This is a genomic window from Chryseobacterium proteolyticum (assembly GCF_046591535.1).
Taxonomy (GTDB): Bacteria; Bacteroidota; Bacteroidia; order Flavobacteriales; family Weeksellaceae; genus Chryseobacterium; species Chryseobacterium proteolyticum.
On sequence record NZ_JBJLWK010000004.1, the window covers coordinates 278,527 to 295,820 of the forward strand.

16 protein-coding genes and 1 pseudogene are annotated in these 17,294 nt (G+C 37.1%); 7 read left to right on the top strand and 10 right to left on the bottom strand.

What is annotated here, in order from left to right; translation table 11 throughout:
• Window positions 1-10 precede the first annotated feature (10 nt).
• Window positions 11-1,109, top strand: a pseudogene (locus ACJ5H0_RS17040) (Nif3-like dinuclear metal center hexameric protein).
• 2 nt (window positions 1,110-1,111) lie between these two features.
• Window positions 1,112-1,888 (top strand): zinc ribbon domain-containing protein, encoded by a 777-nt coding sequence (locus ACJ5H0_RS17045; RefSeq protein WP_172277199.1) that lies wholly within the window; start codon window positions 1,112-1,114, stop codon window positions 1,886-1,888.
• A 93-nt stretch (window positions 1,889-1,981) separates the two neighbouring features.
• Here ACJ5H0_RS17045 and ACJ5H0_RS17050 read toward each other — a convergent pair whose 3' ends face one another.
• Window positions 1,982-3,109: an endonuclease/exonuclease/phosphatase family protein gene (locus ACJ5H0_RS17050; protein ID WP_411250796.1), complete on the bottom strand. Its 1,128-nt coding sequence runs from the start codon at window positions 3,107-3,109 to the stop codon at window positions 1,982-1,984.
• 86 nt (window positions 3,110-3,195) lie between these two features.
• Here ACJ5H0_RS17050 and ACJ5H0_RS17055 point away from each other — a divergent pair, with 86 nt between their 5' ends.
• Together ACJ5H0_RS17055 and gloA2 are read left to right on the top strand one after the other, a co-directional pair.
• Window positions 3,196-3,642 (top strand): nuclear transport factor 2 family protein, encoded by a 447-nt coding sequence (locus ACJ5H0_RS17055; RefSeq protein ID WP_411250798.1) that lies wholly within the window; start codon window positions 3,196-3,198, stop codon window positions 3,640-3,642.
• Window positions 3,643-3,648: 6 nt separating this feature from the next.
• Window positions 3,649-4,026, top strand: a complete 378-nt coding sequence (gene gloA2 / locus ACJ5H0_RS17060) for an SMU1112c/YaeR family gloxylase I-like metalloprotein (RefSeq protein WP_172277208.1) — start codon at window positions 3,649-3,651, stop codon at window positions 4,024-4,026.
• 5 nt (window positions 4,027-4,031) lie between these two features.
• Here gloA2 and ACJ5H0_RS17065 read toward each other — a convergent pair whose 3' ends face one another.
• Both ACJ5H0_RS17065 and ACJ5H0_RS17070 read right to left on the bottom strand, forming a co-directional pair.
• The gene (locus ACJ5H0_RS17065; RefSeq protein WP_172277211.1) at window positions 4,032-4,415 is read right to left on the bottom strand and encodes a DUF1634 domain-containing protein; all 384 of its coding nucleotides are present in this window, start codon (window positions 4,413-4,415) and stop codon (window positions 4,032-4,034) included.
• Window positions 4,412-5,242 (bottom strand): sulfite exporter TauE/SafE family protein, encoded by an 831-nt coding sequence (locus ACJ5H0_RS17070; protein WP_172277214.1) that lies wholly within the window; start codon window positions 5,240-5,242, stop codon window positions 4,412-4,414. Before ACJ5H0_RS17070 ends, ACJ5H0_RS17065 begins: the two co-directional genes overlap by 4 nt.
• Window positions 5,243-5,329: 87 nt before the next feature.
• Between ACJ5H0_RS17070 and ACJ5H0_RS17075 the strand changes: the two genes are divergently transcribed.
• Together ACJ5H0_RS17075 and ACJ5H0_RS17080 are read left to right on the top strand one after the other, a co-directional pair.
• Window positions 5,330-5,878 carry a DUF1543 domain-containing protein gene (locus tag ACJ5H0_RS17075; protein ID WP_172277217.1) on the top strand — a complete coding sequence of 183 codons (549 nt, stop codon included), beginning with the start codon at window positions 5,330-5,332 and terminating at the stop codon, window positions 5,876-5,878.
• Window positions 5,879-6,097: 219 nt separating this feature from the next.
• Window positions 6,098-7,207 (top strand): 5-(carboxyamino)imidazole ribonucleotide synthase, encoded by a 1,110-nt coding sequence (locus ACJ5H0_RS17080; RefSeq protein ID WP_411250802.1) that lies wholly within the window; start codon window positions 6,098-6,100, stop codon window positions 7,205-7,207.
• A 44-nt stretch (window positions 7,208-7,251) separates the two neighbouring features.
• Here the strand turns inward: ACJ5H0_RS17080 and ACJ5H0_RS17085 are convergent, their stop codons facing one another.
• The 4 genes from ACJ5H0_RS17085 to ACJ5H0_RS17100 form a co-directional block, all read right to left on the bottom strand.
• Complete coding sequence (locus tag ACJ5H0_RS17085; RefSeq protein ID WP_273647354.1) at window positions 7,252-7,884, bottom strand: HdeD family acid-resistance protein; 633 nt, start codon at window positions 7,882-7,884, stop codon at window positions 7,252-7,254.
• A 163-nt stretch (window positions 7,885-8,047) separates the two neighbouring features.
• Window positions 8,048-10,171 carry a cation:proton antiporter gene (locus ACJ5H0_RS17090; RefSeq protein WP_411250805.1) on the bottom strand — a complete coding sequence of 708 codons (2,124 nt, stop codon included), beginning with the start codon at window positions 10,169-10,171 and terminating at the stop codon, window positions 8,048-8,050.
• A gap of 9 nt (window positions 10,172-10,180) precedes the next feature.
• Window positions 10,181-10,747 (bottom strand): hypothetical protein, encoded by a 567-nt coding sequence (locus ACJ5H0_RS17095; RefSeq protein ID WP_411250807.1) that lies wholly within the window; start codon window positions 10,745-10,747, stop codon window positions 10,181-10,183.
• Between the two features lie 170 nt (window positions 10,748-10,917).
• The gene (locus tag ACJ5H0_RS17100) at window positions 10,918-11,823 is read right to left on the bottom strand and encodes a DMT family transporter (protein ID WP_345989773.1); all 906 of its coding nucleotides are present in this window, start codon (window positions 11,821-11,823) and stop codon (window positions 10,918-10,920) included.
• Between the two features lie 195 nt (window positions 11,824-12,018).
• Between ACJ5H0_RS17100 and purE the strand changes: the two genes are divergently transcribed.
• Window positions 12,019-12,522: a 5-(carboxyamino)imidazole ribonucleotide mutase gene (gene purE, locus ACJ5H0_RS17105; RefSeq protein ID WP_273647357.1), complete on the top strand. Its 504-nt coding sequence runs from the start codon at window positions 12,019-12,021 to the stop codon at window positions 12,520-12,522.
• 48 nt (window positions 12,523-12,570) lie between these two features.
• On the opposite strand, the gene ACJ5H0_RS17110 is transcribed toward purE, so the two are convergent.
• The 3 genes from ACJ5H0_RS17110 to ACJ5H0_RS17120 are packed head-to-tail and all read right to left on the bottom strand — an operon-like array spanning window position 12,571 to window position 17,287.
• Complete coding sequence (locus tag ACJ5H0_RS17110) at window positions 12,571-14,130, bottom strand: BspA family leucine-rich repeat surface protein (protein ID WP_411250810.1); 1,560 nt, start codon at window positions 14,128-14,130, stop codon at window positions 12,571-12,573.
• Window positions 14,131-14,147: 17 nt separating this feature from the next.
• Window positions 14,148-15,899 carry a BspA family leucine-rich repeat surface protein gene (locus ACJ5H0_RS17115; protein WP_411250813.1) on the bottom strand — a complete coding sequence of 584 codons (1,752 nt, stop codon included), beginning with the start codon at window positions 15,897-15,899 and terminating at the stop codon, window positions 14,148-14,150.
• A 5-nt stretch (window positions 15,900-15,904) separates the two neighbouring features.
• Entirely contained in the window at window positions 15,905-17,287 is a 1,383-nt protein-coding gene (locus tag ACJ5H0_RS17120) for a BspA family leucine-rich repeat surface protein (protein WP_411250815.1), read from the bottom strand.
• Window positions 17,288-17,294 lie beyond the last annotated feature (7 nt).

The following is a 17,294-nucleotide window of genomic DNA, read 5'->3' on the forward strand; positions in this document are numbered from 1 at the left end:
TACATAATAAATGACAATAAGAGAAGTAATTTCGGAAATAGAAAAACGTATTCCCTTACAACAGGCAGAAGACTTTGATAATGTAGGGTTGTTGTGCGGGGTTCCGGAACGGGAGGTGAGTGGTATTTTAGTATGTCACGATGCTTTAGAGAATGTTGTAGAAGAAGCTATTCAAAAGAAATTAAATCTGATCGTATGTTTTCATCCGATTATTTTTTCAGGGTTAAAATCTCTTACCGGGAAAAACTATGTTGAAAGGGCTGTTTTAAAAGCCATCGAGAATAAGGTTGCAATCTATGCAATTCATACTGCGTTTGATAATGATTTTTTTGGGGTTAATGCAGGAATATGCAACCAGTTGGGATTAAAAGAAGTGAAAATCCTTCAGCCGAAGAAAGATAATCTGAAACAACTTACCGTATTTGTTCCTAAAGATCATTCTGAAAAAGTAAAAGAATCTCTTTTCTCTGCCGGTGCAGGAAATATTGGTTTCTATGATGAGTGCAGTTTCAGTATTAATGGCAATGGAACTTTCAGACCAATTGAGGGCTCGAATCCATTTTCAGGAAAGCAGAATATCAGGGAAAATGCAGATGAAAATATGATTTCTGTAATTTTTGAAGGCTATAAACAAAATCAGATTATTTCTGCTATGAAATCTTCACATCCATATGAGGAAGTAGCCTACCAGATCTATAGTCTGGACAATGAAAACCAGTATTCAGGATTGGGAATGTATGGAGAGTTTGAAGAAGCAATGAATGAAGAGGACTTTTTACGTTTTGTTAAGGAGAAATTTAATCTTGAAATGATCAGATATTCAGGGCTTACTAATAAAAAGATTAAAAGAGTTGGCGTTTTAGGAGGCTCAGGAGCGAGTGGAATAAAATCCGCATTATCTAAAAAATGTGATGCCTACCTGACCGGAGACGTTAAATATCACGATTTTTTTTTTAGCAGAATCTAAAATGCTGATTTGTGATATAGGACATTATGAATCAGAACAATGGGTTGTAAAACAATTATTTGAAATTTTGTCACAAAAATTTAGTACATTTGCAATCTCAAAATCCAACGAAAAAACAAACCCAGTAAATTATTTCCTTTAGATATGGCAAAAACCAACGATATTTCAGTTGAAGAGAAATTAAGAGCTTTATACGATTTACAAATCATAGATTCAAGATTGGATGAAATCCGAAATACAAGAGGAGAATTGCCAATTGAGGTTGAAGATCTTGAAATCGAGATAGAAGGGCTTGAAAAAAGAGCTGAAAAATTTCATGCAGAAATTAAGGATCAGGAAGATCAGATCAAAACAAAGCATGAAGTAATTAACCATGCGAAAACTCTAATTGAGAAATACAAATCTCAACAAGATAACGTAAGAAACAATAAAGAGTTTGAAGCTTTAGGTAAGGAGATTGAATTCCAAGATCTTGAAATCCAGCTTGCGGAAAAAAGAATTAAAGAATTTGGGATCAAAATCACTCATAAAAATGAGACTCTGGAAGAACTGAATTCAAAAATTAACGATCTTAAAAACCACCTTAAATTCAAAAAAGAAGAATTAGAAGGTTTAGTTTCTGAAACTCAGAAAGAGGAAGATTATTTAATTGAGCAGTCTAAAGAATTTGCAGGTAAGATTGATGAAAGATTACTAGCTTCTTACAACAGAATCAGAACGAACTCTATCAACGGATTAGCTGTGGTAGGTTTAGAAAGAGGTGCTCCGAAAGGATCTTTCTTTACAATTCCTCCACAAAAACAGATGGAAATCGCTCAGAGAAAGAAAATCATTATCGATGAACATTCAGGAAAAATCCTTGTTGATGATGAATTGGTAATGGAAGAAAACGAAAAAATGAAATCTGTGATTAAATTTTAATCATCGTTTACTTTGATATAAAAGCTGTTTCAGAAATGAAACAGCTTTTTTTATTCTATTTAATCGAAGAATGCGCTTGCTATAGATAAAATATTATTCTGTAACAACAGCATCCCGGTCACCATCTTCTTTTTTTCCTTCGATGATCATTTCTTCAGCCTCAGCCTTTTCTTCGGCGTCAGCAACTTCTATTCTTTCTTCCTGACCCGTATTATGATGATCGATAAAGAATTCGCAATATACCGGTAGGTGGTCCGAGCCAAAATTGTCTAGGGTCTTAAGTTCTTTAATAAAGATGTCTTCACTATGAAACATTAAATCGATAGGGAATCTCAGTAATTGGTATTTGGCGTGGAAGGTTGGAACAAAGGCACGTCCGATTCTCGGATCAATAAGGTGGCTTGTTTTTCTGAACAGTATAGAAGACCTTGACCAGGCAACATTATTAAAATCACCAACGACAAGTACAGGTTCACTGATATCTTTAACACGTTTTGCAATGCTCAGGAGATCGCCGTCCCGCTCCTTTGATGTCGCTTCTTCCGTTGGGCTGGGAGGCGGTGGATGAACCCCGAAAAAAACAAAAGAGAAGCCGTCTTCTGTCTCTAAATGGATTTCAATGCTTGGAATATCTTCAGCTACAAAATAATGTGTAGTGGAATTTTTGATCTGAATTTTAGAATAAAAATGCATCCCATAAGTATTTTCCAAGGTTACCTTATGATGATAGGGGTAGTCTTTTTCTAAAGCTCTTAATGCATTTTCCCAAACTCCATTGCTTTCCATGGTAAGGAACATTTCCGGCTTGTTTCGGTTGATAAGACCGATAAACTTGTCATATTCCGTATTGAACTGATAGACATTGGCAGAAATGAAATGTAATTTTTGAGAGGACCGCTTGCCCCTCTGATGTTTCCTTACTCTGTAGAGAGGAGTATACTTTACAAGAATTACCCCATGATGTACAAATAAGATAAAAAGAGTGCCCTGGAAATACCAGAAATATTCGGCTGATCTAAAGAAAAATCCTAAGAGGAAGGTAAGCACAATAAAGTACGTGATTTGAATTTTTCCAAACTCAGGAACCCGAAATATCCAATGCTGGTTTTGAATTTTAGGTAATAATGTCAATAGAACCAGCAGGCCGGTTAAGATCAAATAAGCACTCCACATGTTATAAAAATAGATGGCTAAAAATAATCCTTTTTTACAAGAATTCAAATGAAATCATCTTTTTTAGTGTGAAATAAATGAAGTTTGAGTCAGATTTTTCTTACTTTTATTCTGTTATATTTTGAATCAATACTATGAATAAAATTTTCGCAGTTGTATGCTTTTTAAGTACATTCTGCTTTGGACAGCAACTCCAGAACCCGGACATTGAGAAACCTATCAGGGATTTGTTCGCAGGTATGAAGAATGCAGATTCGGAACTGGTAAAGTCGGCATTTACTGAAACGGCTATTCTACAGACTATTACAAAAGAAGGAGTAGTGAAAACAGATGATATACCTGGTTTTATATCTGCTGTTTCCAAAGCCGCTAAAGGCGATCTGGATGAAAGGATTACTATAGCATCTGTACTTGTAGACGGCAATATGGCGAGCGTTTTCACTCCTTATCAGTTTTATTACCAGGGAAAGTTTTCACATTGCGGAGCGAACAGCTTTCAGCTGGTTAAGCAGAATAACAGCTGGAAAATTCAGTACATCATTGATACAAGAAGAAAGGAAAATTGCGAGAATAAGAGATAATATACAATGAAAATTCACCATATTGCCATTATAGGCTCCAATTATCAAGTTTCTAAAAAGTTTTACACAGAGATTTTAGGTTTGAATGTGATCCGTGAAGTATACCGTGAAGAAAGGCAATCTTATAAGCTGGACCTTGCTATCGGAGATCATTATGTGATAGAACTTTTTTCATTCCCTGATCCTCCTGCAAGACCTTCCCGTCCCGAAGCGTGCGGATTAAGGCATCTTGCATTTTCCGTTGAAAATGTTGGCGCAAAGCGACAGGAACTTATGGAAAAGGGACTGGAATGTGAGGAGATAAGGATCGACGAATTTACCGGTAAAGAGTTTTTCTTTACACAAGATCCGGATCAGCTTCCTTTGGAGTTTTATGAAATGTAAATGGCCTAATGTGCGTATCCCGTAAAAAAGCTGATTGCCATAATGGCTAAAACAATTGAGGATATGATGACGTAGATGTAATCTTTTTCTTTCAGGTATCCTATTAATGCAAAAACAATTCGCATTAAAGGAGTGAAAATAAGAACCAAGATTCCCAGTTGAATGATGGCCATTCCTTCACCTTTGCAGAGAGATTCCCAAAACTGGCCCCATACTTTTTCCGACGAAGAACCGGTCTCCAGTAAGGAATAGTTTTTGGGCATTTTAAAACCTTCCAGAAACAGCTTTACAAAGCCAATAATGGATATAGCTACGGACAAAATCACTCCAAGTCTCAGGAGATTTCCTACGGAGCGGTTCAAATCAACGTCTGTGAAATTTTTTCTCATCGGAAACTTTGATTTATACCGTTATACATCATATAGATTGAAAGGATTGTAATTACAATAGCAAAAAATACCTTCAGTTTTTTAGTTTTTGAAACCATCAATGTTTTAGACCCAATGAAGCTTCCTACCACAACCCCTACCAAAACAGGAGCTACAATTACCGGGATAATTTCTCCTCTTTGAAAATAGATGAGGGAACTTGCGACAGCCGTAACACCGATCATAAAATTACTCGTGGTTGTAGAAACTTTAAAAGGCAACTTCATCATATTATCCATTGCCAATACTTTCAATGCACCTGAACCGATTCCTAAAAGACCGGACATTGCTCCCGCAAACATCATCATAAAGAATCCAGGAATGGTGTTTCGCGCAGAATATTTTTTAATGACTCCTTTATCCGGAAAGGTTCCGTACAATTTAAGTTTATCTTCTAAACTTCCCTTGATCAGGGGTTCCTGGTGGTCGGGTTTTCCTTTAAGATTTAAAATTACGGTAAGGAGAAGAATACTGGCAAAAATAATCCCGATGGTATTGGGGTTCAGAATTCCGGAAACAAGAGCTCCGGCAATAGCACCTGCTGTAGTTGCTATTTCCAGAAACATTCCGATTCTCATATTGGTAAATCCTTCTTTAACAAAAGCTACGGCGGCACCGGAAGATGTACCCACCACAGATATTAAGGAAGCTCCGATTGCGTAATGCATAGGGACGCCAAAACCCAGCGTCAATAAAGGGATAATGATAACTCCTCCTCCTAAACCTGTAAGTGAGCCCAATAGGCCTGCTGAGATTGCTCCAAGGAAGAGAATAATGATTTCTGACATGAATACAAATATAAAACTATTGCAGTTTTCTGCCAAACTTTCAAAAAGATAAATTTGACGTATTTTTGTATGACTAAAAAAATGAAAATGAAATTATTCTACGTGATCCTAGGTGCCACTCCTCCAGGCAGGAATATCGAACAGCACGATGTGTTTTTTGGAATTGCAGAAAGTTTAAAGGATCTGGTTCCGGATATGAAAGACTTCTGGAAAGAGGCTGATGGTAAAATCCACCTGGACTGCCATCAGGAGGTAAGATTTGCAGATGGATATGAAGTGAAAATTGTTGAGAAAACAGATCAGGTTTCTGAAAACCAACTATTCTTTATTAATTTAGGAGGCTATAAGAGGGGATATTTTGAAGAATTCCATGAGCAACATCTGATGGTTGGAACATCCATGGGCGAAATCATAAAGAGAGTTAAGGAAACGGAATTTTACAAAACAATGGGATTCGAAGGAGCTGTAAGCCATGTTGACGATAAGCACGGTGTGGATATCGATGATATTTTTAACGTTAATGATATCCTTCCTCAAAAAATGAAAGAGAAATACACTATTGTTTTAGAAAAATCTGATGCGGAAAATCAGGAAAACCCAATAGGTCTAGGATATCTTAAAATAGATAAAGTATAAACTTCCCATAATCACTTACGCCGGCTTTTAAGCCGGCGTAACACGTTAAGTACGGAAAGGATCGGAGATGCGAAAATTTAGGTAATCGGCTATAAAATTTTTATCTTTGCAAAGTCTTGGATCAATGATCAGGTGTTGTATTGTAATGTTGAAAAACGTTTGATATTTGCCTATGATCCGGATGGTCTCAATTGAAAATATATCTAATAAAAATATAGAATGAAAATAGGAATTTTAGGAGGTGGTCAGCTGGGAAGAATGCTGATACAGAGCGCATTGAAATATGATGATGAATTTTATACGCTGGATCCTGCCTCTGATGCTCCCTGCAGTACTATTTCAAATTTTACACAGGGAAATTTCAATGACTATGAAACAGTCCTTAACTTTGGAAAAAATAAAGATGTTGTAACAATAGAGATCGAGCATGTAAATGCCGATGCCCTGGCAGAAATTGAAAACCAGGGGATCAAAGTTGTTCCGAATTCTGCAATCATTAAAACCATTCAGCAGAAGATTCTTCAGAAGGAATTCTATAAGGCTCATGATATCCCGAGCCCTGAATTTCAGGCTGTCTGGAATAGTGATGAAAAAATTACAATGACACTTCCTTTTGTACAAAAGATGAATACAGGCGGATATGATGGAAAAGGTGTTCAGGTAATTAAAAATGAAGAAGATCTTCAAAATTTATGGAAGGAGCCTTCTGTGATCGAAAAGCTTGTTGATATCGATAAAGAATTGTCTGTGATTGTTGCAAGAAATGAAAAAGGGGAGACCAAGACTTTTCCCGTTACAGAAATGGTGGCTGATCCTAAGTTAAATTTATTAGATTTTAATATTTGTCCGGTTTTTTTACACGAAGACACCCAAAAGCAAATTGATGTAATTACGGAAAAGTTTCTGAACGCAATAAACTCTCCCGGGCTTTTTGCCATAGAACTGTTTTTGGATAAGGCTGGAAAAGTATGGGTAAATGAGACTGCGCCGAGACTTCATAACTCAGGGCACCAAAGCCAGGAAGGAAACGCGAATTCACAATTTGAGCAAATGTACCGTGTCGTTAAGAACCTTCCATTAGCGGATACGGAAAGTTTAGGTTATAGTGGAATGCTTAACCTTGTAGGAGCAGAAGGATATTCAGGAAAAGTAATTTATGAAGGAATGGAAGAAGTCCTGAAATTGCCTAAAACTTATGTTCACTTATATGGAAAAACCGAAACTAAACCGGGAAGGAAAATGGGGCACATTAATGTGCTGGCTGACTCCAAAGAAGAATTGATGGAAAAGCTCATCAAAGTAAAGACTATGGTAAGAGTAATAGCTTAAAATATTGAGAGAAAGACTGCTGAAAAGCAGTCTTTCTTATTTTTTTATCTCATTTTATCATTGAGTTCATTATGAAGATTTTCTATTTTATCCTTGAGCTCATTACCCAGTTTTGAAGGATAGTCCTTTATTTTCTTCAGATCAAAGGCTAAGATGACAGAAGCTACTCCTACGAAAATAAATGATAAACCGGTAAGGACTACAAGGGACATTCCTGAAAATATAGGATTAGCCAAAAGCATAAACGACAGGATAATTCCGAGGATACTGAATATGGCAAGATTACCCCATCTTAGTACATGGGCGTCTTTCAAATCAAATGAGATACCCAGTAATTGGAAAGAACGGAACATCACTGTAAATCCTACAATAAAGGGTAGAATGGTCATTGAAATCTGAGGATAAGAAACCAGATAGACTCCCATAATAAAGGAAAGTAGTCCCGTTACCAGATATAAGCCCCATCCATTTAATACTTTCGCGTTATTGATCGAGAAAAAGATATCGAAGATCCCCGAGACGATAAAAGAGACACTAAAAAGAAGAGATAATGTCAGATAGGTTTCAAGGGGAGATGAAAATACATATACTCCACATCCAATAAAAAGGATTCCTAGTATAAGCGGGATATACCAGTGCTTTACAGAGTTTCTGAATGATTTTAATAGATTTGGCATAATTAAAAGTATTTTGTTGCCTACTTTGAAATACGGTGTTCGGCGAGTCCGTTTTTATATTTCCATTTTAAATAATTGAATTCTGTTTTAAGGTCTAATTTACTGAAAACAAACAACTAATAAATAGTTGAATTGATTGAATTTATTCTATTGATAGTGGTTGTTACTTGAAAATTTTCTGGATAACATTTCCGATTTCGATGAAATCCCTGTGATTTCCGAATGATCTTTTTTCAGGACTGTTTTTGTCATATTCTGAAAAAGGATAGATCAGAAGATAATTGTTTTCTTTTAGATTTTTGTTGAGAAGTTCCGGCATGAGCCTCATTTGAGGAATATAGGATACCATTCCTCTTTTAGCCATAAACACAATAAGGGCTTCATCCTCTTTTAGTCCCGCAGCTGTTTTTTCACCGTCATGCCAGGTATTCATAATGATAAATTCAGCTTCTATATTGGCTTTTTTGATGATCCTTTGTAAAAGATCAATAATACTTTCAGGAGCATAAAATATCATGGTTGCTCCTGAATTCCGGGCAATGTTCCATACCCTTAAAAGAGCATGAAAAAAGCCGGCTTCTTTATCTGAATTTTCAGGAATCATCACTGCATATTTTTTTATTGTAGAAATAGGCTGGGCAGCATGGTATACCAGTACGTTCACGTGATCATTCTGAAGGTAGCCATTATAAAGATTGTAAACGAAGGAAGGAGAAAAACCTTTTTCATCTTCAAGACCGATAATAAGATCCGTTATTTCCTGCTCTTTGATCACATTATTGACGCCGTTTACAACATCATTATCATATCTTTTCAGAGGTTGTAATTTGACATCGGCCGATGCTGCAGCATCTGTAGCCTGGTGGAGTAATTTTTCGGCATTTTTTACAGAAGACTCATTTTTATCTTCATTGATTACGTTCAAGGCAAAAAAGTCTTCAGTATTGGAATGTGCTTTAATCAGAATACCTAGATTGACCATTCGCTCTACAGTTTCCTGATGATTGATGGCTAATAGCAGGCTTTCCTCCTCATGGCTGTTTCCGGATACCGTATCTTCATTATCCGTTTCTGCGATTTTCTGTGCACTGGCCATAGATATAAATGAAGAAATGGTACATGAAATAAGGATAAGTAATATACTTCCGTTCAATACATGTTCATTCAGTAATCTTACAGGTTCTCCTGTTTCCGTTTCGGAAACAATGATGTTGTATCCTACCATTACTGTAGCTAATGTAGCAGCTGCAGAAGCTGAACTTAAACCAAAGATCAGTTTACCTTCTTCTTTTGTAAACCTGAATGTCTTTTGGGTGATCACGGCTGAAATATATTTACCACCGATTGATGCGACCAACATGATCGCTGCAACTTTAAGGGTTTCAAAACTTTTGAAGAATACGGTAAAATCGATCAGCATTCCCACACTGATCAAGAAGAAAGGGATAAATATCGCATTCCCTACAAATTCCACCCTGTTCATGAGGGAAGATGTATGAGGAATCAGTCTGTTTAATGCAAGCCCGGCAAAGAATGCCCCGATGATGGCTTCAATGCCGGCTAATTCTGCCAATAGTGCCGCCAGATAAATCATCACCAATACAAAAATGTACTGGGATATTTTATCATTTACTTTTTTGAAAAACCATCGTCCAATAATAGGGAATAACAATAGAACGATCAGGCTAAAAAGTATAACAGATACGGATAACTTTACCCAGAAAGAAGTTCCCACGTCTCCCTGGACCATACCTACAACCACAGCAAGTACCAATAATGTGGCAATATCGGTGATCATTGTTCCGCCTACGGTAATATTTACAGCCCGGTTTTTTGCAATTCCAAGTTTACTGATTAAAGGATAAGTGATAAGGGTTTGAGACGAGAACAAACTGGCGAATAAGACGGAAGTCAGTACCGAAAATCCCAATAAATAATACGCTCCGACAAATCCGAGTATAAAAGGAAAAATAAATGCATAAGCTCCATATCCGAGACTCTTCCATTTGTTTTTCTTAAAATCACCCATATCAATTTCCAGTCCTGCGAGAAACATGATATAAAGAAGTCCTGTAGTTCCCGTAACTACAATACTGCTATCCCTCGCCAACAGATTGAATCCATTGGGTCCGATTACTGCACCTGCGATAATAAGGCCTAACAGATGGGGAACTTTAATTTTATTCAGAAGTAATGGAGCTGCCAGAATAATGACCAGGACCAATAAAAATTTTAATACAGGATCTTCAATAGGGAAGCTCAGGTTGTGTATGCTCAGTAAAATCATAAATGTGTTTTATTTGGACGAACGCGTTAATTCTACAGAAAATTTTGCAGTACAATTATTATCTGTTATTACAGTTCTTGTTCCTCTTATCTTAGTGTCGGAAATATCATTGAGAAGAATATTCATTTCTACTTTCTTTTTGGCAGCAGAATCTGTTTTGAAATTCAGTTTGATCTCATTGTTTTCAAACTTTCCGGAATACAACCTGATAAGATTGTTATTGTTGATGATTTTAGTCACCAATTGAGTGGAATCACTGTCGAATTCCCAGGTATCTGTTCGCTGATCTCCAACAACATAATCATTACAATTGGATTCCGTGCAGATCACTTTGCCGCTCCAATCTCCGGAAATTTCTTCCGGCCATGTCATTACTTTGGCAGAGTCCTTTCGGGTAAAGATGCTGTCACGCATTTTAATTAAGGCTTGATATTCAGATTCTTTGTGGGCAAATAGCTTTTCTTTTTCCAAAAGCTGCTGCTCTCTTTCCAGCAGGTCTTTTTCCTTTTGGCGATTATCACAACTTAGAAGAAGCAATGGGACAATAAATAAAATCAGCAGAGTGTTTTTTAGCATATCATAGAAATTGATCTAAACAAGATAGGGAAAAAAAATAAAAAAAGAGATGTGAAAGTGGATAAATAGAGATATATTCTGTTGGATGAATAATGAAAATAGGAAGCAATCATAATATGAAAGTTCCTTAATGTACCGATAAGCAGCGGGTTGAGATAGGTGTCCCGTGTTTATTGAATTCTTTGTTTTTTAAACATGGCTGGGTTGTAGTTAATTATGAACACTCCCAGAATAATTAATATTGCGGCCACAATAAATTTAACAGAAATACTTTCATCAAGGATCAGCCAGCTTAAAAAGATAGAAATAATGGTATTGATATAGGCCAGGATAGAAACCTGAACCGGTGAAACCTTTGTCAAAGCATAATGATAGGCAAAGAAGGCTGCAACAGAGCCGAAGATGGAAAGGTAAAACATGGCTGAAATACTTTTGAAACTCCAGTTTTCGAAGTTATAATCTTCAGAAAATAAGAAGGCAAAAATAATCTGGATAATTCCTGCAAAGGCAAACTGATATAAAAGATTCAACGATATATTTCCGCTTTGAATATTTAGTTTTTTTGTGAAAATGGTACCTGATGCCCAGCCTGCAATCGCGATAAGAAGAAAAACAATTCCCATGGCATAATCTGGATTGGCCAGATCTTTTATACCGTCCCAAAAGATAAAAACAATACCACCGAAAGACATCAGAATTCCTACCACAGCCCTGAGGCTGAATTTTTGTATTCCCACAGCCACACTGCCCAGAAAAACCAAAATAGGAGAGCAGGCGCTTATCAGAGAGGTCACACTGCTTGTTACCGTTTCTTCAGCAACAGTGGTCATTCCATTGGCAATGATCAGCATAAGTGACGAAAAAACAATCTGGTATTTCAGGTTTTTCCATCCGATCCATCGTAATTCTTTTCTGTATAAAAGGACAAGGAGCATAATTAATGCTGCAAGAGATTGTCTTATTCCCGCGACAAACCAGGCTGGAATCGTTTGTACTGCCACCCGAATCGATAAAAAAGTCGTTCCCCAGACAATAGCTACAGTAAGAACAGCAAGTGTAAGTTTATAATCTTTCAAAATGTTAGTGAAATGGTATACAAATATATCTTATTTAAGTATAATTATAAAATGTGATTTTGCATGTTGTTTGTAATCAGTTGATATATTCAGGGTTAGAATTTTTTCAGATCAGATTATCCAGGGATTTATACATAGTGTAATTTTAGAAAACAGATTTTAATTTTTATCTTTGAAAATCTAATAAAATTGAAGATGGTAGGAATTATCATGGGAAGTCAAAGTGACTTACCAATTATGGAACAAGCTGCAGGCTTTTTGAAAACTCTCGAAATCCCTTACGAGCTTACTGTGGTATCTGCTCACAGAACGCCCGAAAGAATGTTTGATTATGCCAAAACAGCAAAAGAAAGAGGTTTGAAAGTTATCATTGCAGGGGCCGGGGGAGCTGCCCATCTACCAGGAATGGTGGCTAGCTGTACTACTTTACCTGTAATCGGAGTTCCTATTTTATCCAGTAATTCTATTGACGGATGGGATTCTGTACTATCCATCCTTCAGATGCCGGGCGGAATCCCTGTAGCAACAGTAGCATTGAACGGAGCTTTAAATGCGGGAATCCTTGCGGCTAAAATTTTAGGAAGCGGAAATGAACAGGTGGCGGAAAAACTACAGAAATATCAGGATTCTTTAAAAGATAAAGTACTAGGAACTGTTGACGATATTAAAGCTCAGCACCCCAACCAGTACGATAAATAAAAATACGCGTTATAAAAAGCCTCACTTTATTACAAGTGAGGCTTTTATTTACTTTTTGATCAGCTTAAACGATTCTGTTTTACTCTTCGTTGTAATCTGTAGTATATAATTTCCTTTTGTCAGTGAGCTTATATTAATCATGTCTGTATTCAGAGCATCCTGTTGTACCAATCTTCCGCTGGTATCCAGGATTTTATAACTTTTGAGTTCGTGAGCATGCCTGATGTGCAGGTTATCTTCTGCCGGGTTAGGATATATTGATAAGTTTTGGCTGTTGGTGTGGATTTCTGAAGTTGACAACAAACAGTTTCCTACTGTATCTCCTGTTATATTCCAGCCCTTACCAATAAGAATATTTCTTTTAGAAGCAGCATTGGAAGCATATTGTAAAGGCGTTACTGAAACAAGAGGAATATTATCAGGAGTAACAGGATTATCTGCCCATCCGGACAGGGTTTTGCTGTAATTATCGCAATTTAATCCTGAACCTGTAAGCATATTGGTAGCATCGGTTAATGAGCTGAGGTTCCAGTTCCCTAAAGACCGGTTAAAGTTTGTGGCGCTTGTTAACATAAATCCCATATGAGTAACCTGGGAAGTTGCCCAGTTAAGAGGTTGATTGAAAACAGTACAGCCGTGAAACATATGAGCCATATTGGTTACAGAGGAAGTATTCCATCCGCCAATGTCTTGATTGAAAACAGGAATAAAATGGAACATAAAAGACATATCTTTTACTTTAGAAGTATCCCAGCTGTCTAAACGCTGATTAAAATTCAGGCAAAGAGCAAACATCCAGCCCATATCTTCCACATTCGAAGTGTTCCAATTATTTAAGGGTTGATTAAATACCTTTCTTCCGGAAAACATATTATTCAGATTTTTAGCTGATGACATATTCCAGGTACTCAAATAAGGGGAATTAAACTGATCTATTGCCTGCACATAATCTCCCATCCTTGCAAACATAAATTTAAAATCCTTTATAGTTGAGGTATTCCAGTTTTGCATTGAACTTGCCCCTAAAAAATCATGGGCATTATAAAACATGAATGAAGCATCCGTTACATTAGTGAGGTTTGGACTGTCGGTAGCCGTGAGCTGAAGCAATCTGCAGTGCGCAAATGCAGTATTCATAGAGGTCCATTGAATATTTCCCCAATTTTCTATTTCAGTTATTTTATCAGAATTTCCGAATATATCCCACATGAGAATATATGAGTCTGCTACATAAATGATCTGGCATTCTCCAAATCGTATCTGTTTAAATATGCCATTTCCGTTGCTTACTTTTACTCGATAAGAAGCGCTTGCCGTATCAGGATTTAATGAAGTTCCAAAGTCAATCAATACCTGCTTCGTAGAGGTAACATTATTCATAACCCCGTTATGCTGAGGATAGTTTACTTCTTCCCAGCTTATTGTGTAATTCTCACCGATTCCCGGAAACCATATCTGATTAGTGGACGCGGCATAAGGAGCATTTACATCAATAAGAGGCATTGTGTCGGGCCTGTTGGGTTGCCAGATCGTAACAAATTCATTTTGTGCTTTTATCATTTGCCCTAAGAGTAAGAATAAACCTAGGAGGATAATTTTTTTATACATACGGATGGATTATGATATTATTTCTTAATAAATTTAAGTGAACGTGCCATGTCTTTCGAAATGATCTGAAGGATATAGTTTCCTTTGATTAATGAGTTAACGTCTATTTTTTGATTATTTATCATACCCTGAAGTATTATTCTTCCTGCCATATCCATTATTCTATAATTACCGGAATCTTTCATATTTCTGATGTAGATAAAGTCCGTTGCGGGATTTGGATAGATACTGATCTCGTTGAGAGGTAACGCATCTGATGTGGATAAAACAGACTGGCATTCTCCGTTGTAAGTATCTCCGCTGATCGTCCATCCTTTATTATTGATAAGATTATTTCTGGCATTGACAGCAAGCGGGTTGGAGTAAACCAAAGGTGAAGTATTTGCAAGGTTGATATTATTAGGGGTTGTGGGCTTCAGGTTCCAGCCGTAAAGGGTATTATCGTAGCTTTGACAATTCAGTCCTGAGTTTTGTAGCATGTTTATGGCTGAGGTAAGAGAGCTGATGTTCCATTGTCCAAGATTTTGATTAAAATGAGTGGCTCCATTGAACATATTGTTCATGTTGGTGACAAGTCCTACATTCCAGTTTCCTATATTCTGATTAAAATTCTTTGCATCTTTAAACATATTGTGCATCCAGACTGCTTTGCTTACATCCCAGTTTCCAATATCCTGATTGAAGCTGGTAGCCCCATTGAACATATCGTTGATATAGACTACATTGCTTATGTTCCAGTTTCCGATGTTTTGATTAAAACTGGAAGCTCCAGCAAACATGCCCTCCATAATGGTGGCACTCGAAGTATCCCAATTGCTGATATCCTGATTGAAATCTTGTGCCTGGTTGAACATACGGTCCATTTCAACTACTTTTGAGGTATTCCAGTTACCAATAGGCTGGTTGAATTTTTTAGCACCGGAAAACATAAATTCGCAATCGATAGTATTGGAAAGATCCCAATTTCCGATCGGTTGATTAAACTCCTTAGCACCACTGAACATGGCGGTCATGTGGTTTACCTTAGAGGTGTTCCAGTTCGCCAGAGATTGGTTGAATACCAAAGCAGAGCTGAATGTTATTCCCATCATGGTAACGTTTGAAGTGTCCCAGTTTCCAACAGGCTGATTGAAAAGAAAACAACCTGCAAATGTACTTAGCAAAGTGGTTACATGGGAGGTGTTCCAATTATTGAAAGAGGGATTTCCTATCAAACTATAATTACCTAAGAACATATTGGACATATCTGTAACGGCTGAGAGGTCTGGAGTGTCTGTGGCAGTTACATCGAAGTCTCTGCAACCCTGAAATGCCTGTCCCATAGAAGACCAGTGGATGTTTCCCCATTGTTCCAATCTTACTATTTTATGCACATCACCTATCAGGCCATCACCATTAAACATATCCCAGTTGGAAAACCGGATCCTATGAAAATTACCAGTGCCATTTGTTATTTTTAAACGATAAGTTGCGTCTGCTGGATTAGGGTTTAAAGGGGTTCCAAAGTCGATCAGTAACTGGTAAGTAGAGTTGAGATTGGTTAATGTGGCATGGTGTGCCGGGAAACCAATTTCTTCCCAGTATACCTGAAAATCGGTTCCTACAGCAGGAAGCCAGATCTGTGTATCTGTAGAAGCTACGGATATCCCGGTATACTGTGTTGCATAACGGGGAAGGCTTGGTTTCCAGACGGTGATAAATTCATTTTGAGCTTTTCCTGACTGAAAGAAAAGAATAAAGAGAAAGAATAGGATTGTTTTTTTTAGCATGAGAATTAGTTTTTGATGAATTTTAAAGATTGGACCTTATCTTTTGTAATTATTTGTAAAATGTAATTTCCTTTAATTAAAGAACTGATATTGATTTTTTCATCGTTTAAGAGGTCCTGAAGTATTATTCTTCCACTCATATCAAAAATTTTATAAGTATTAAAACCTTTTACATTCTTAATATAAATGTAATCCGCTGCCGGATTTGGATAAATACGGATTTCATTTTGAGAAAGAACTTCGGATGTTGATAAACTTACACATTCAGTATTGTAGTAATCACCAGTTATGGTCCATCCTTTTGTATTGATAAGATTATTTCTTGCATTGAGTGCGGGCTGAGATGAGTAAGCCATTGGAGAAACATCTCCGATTATCAGATTGTTGGGAGTTGCCGGATTATTTGCCCAACCCATGAGAGTGTTATTATATTTTTCACAGCTTAGTCCGGAACCGGTAAGCATCCCTGAAGCGAGCACTAAAGAATTCAGATTCCAGTTTCCAAGACTATGATTAAAGTTCGTTGTTTTGCCAAGTATTGCCCTCATATCTGTTACCTTTGAGGTGTCCCAGGAAGAAAGATCCTGGTTAAAGGCATAGCATTCGTGTAGCATATGGATCATAGTAGTTACCTTTGAAGTATTCCAGTTTCCGATAGGCTGATTGAAAAAATCAAGATAATGAAACAGCCAGTTCATATTGGTTACGTTGGCCGTATTCCAGCTTCCGACAGGTTGGTTAAAATTTGTGGCTCCGGCAAACATGTGGCTCATATTGGTAATACCCGAGGTATTCCAGGTGTCAAATGCCGGTGTTCCTGTGAGTGAGGTACAATTGTAAAATAAACCATAAGTACTTGTTATTTGAGACAGGTCAGGTGCATCTGTTGCAGTAACATTCATATGGATACATTCGCTGAATGCCCACTCCATATTTTCCCAGATAATATTTCCCCATTGTGAAACTTCCAGAATTTTTTCTTTGTCACCATTATATTCTAAAAATACGGGCCATAGTGTGGTAGATACATAAACACCCTCAGGAAACCGGATTGCCTGAAAGGTACCATTACCATTACTAATTTTCACTTTATAGGTTGCGTTAGCAGGAGTGGGGTTTTGAGGATCGCCAAAGTCTATTAAAAATTGTTTTAAAGCCGTAACGTTTTGTAAAATTCCATTGTGCTGAGGATACCCTATTTCTTCCCAATAAACGTTGAATTGGTTGCCTTTGCCGGGAAACCATATTTGATTGGACGTTGAAAGTGAAACTCCTGCTATATTGGTACTGGTATTACCAGGTTTCCATATGGTAATGAATTCATTTTGTGCCTTTCCGGATTGAAAGAAAAAGCTGAAGAGAAGGAATAGGATTAGTTTTTTTATCATATAGATC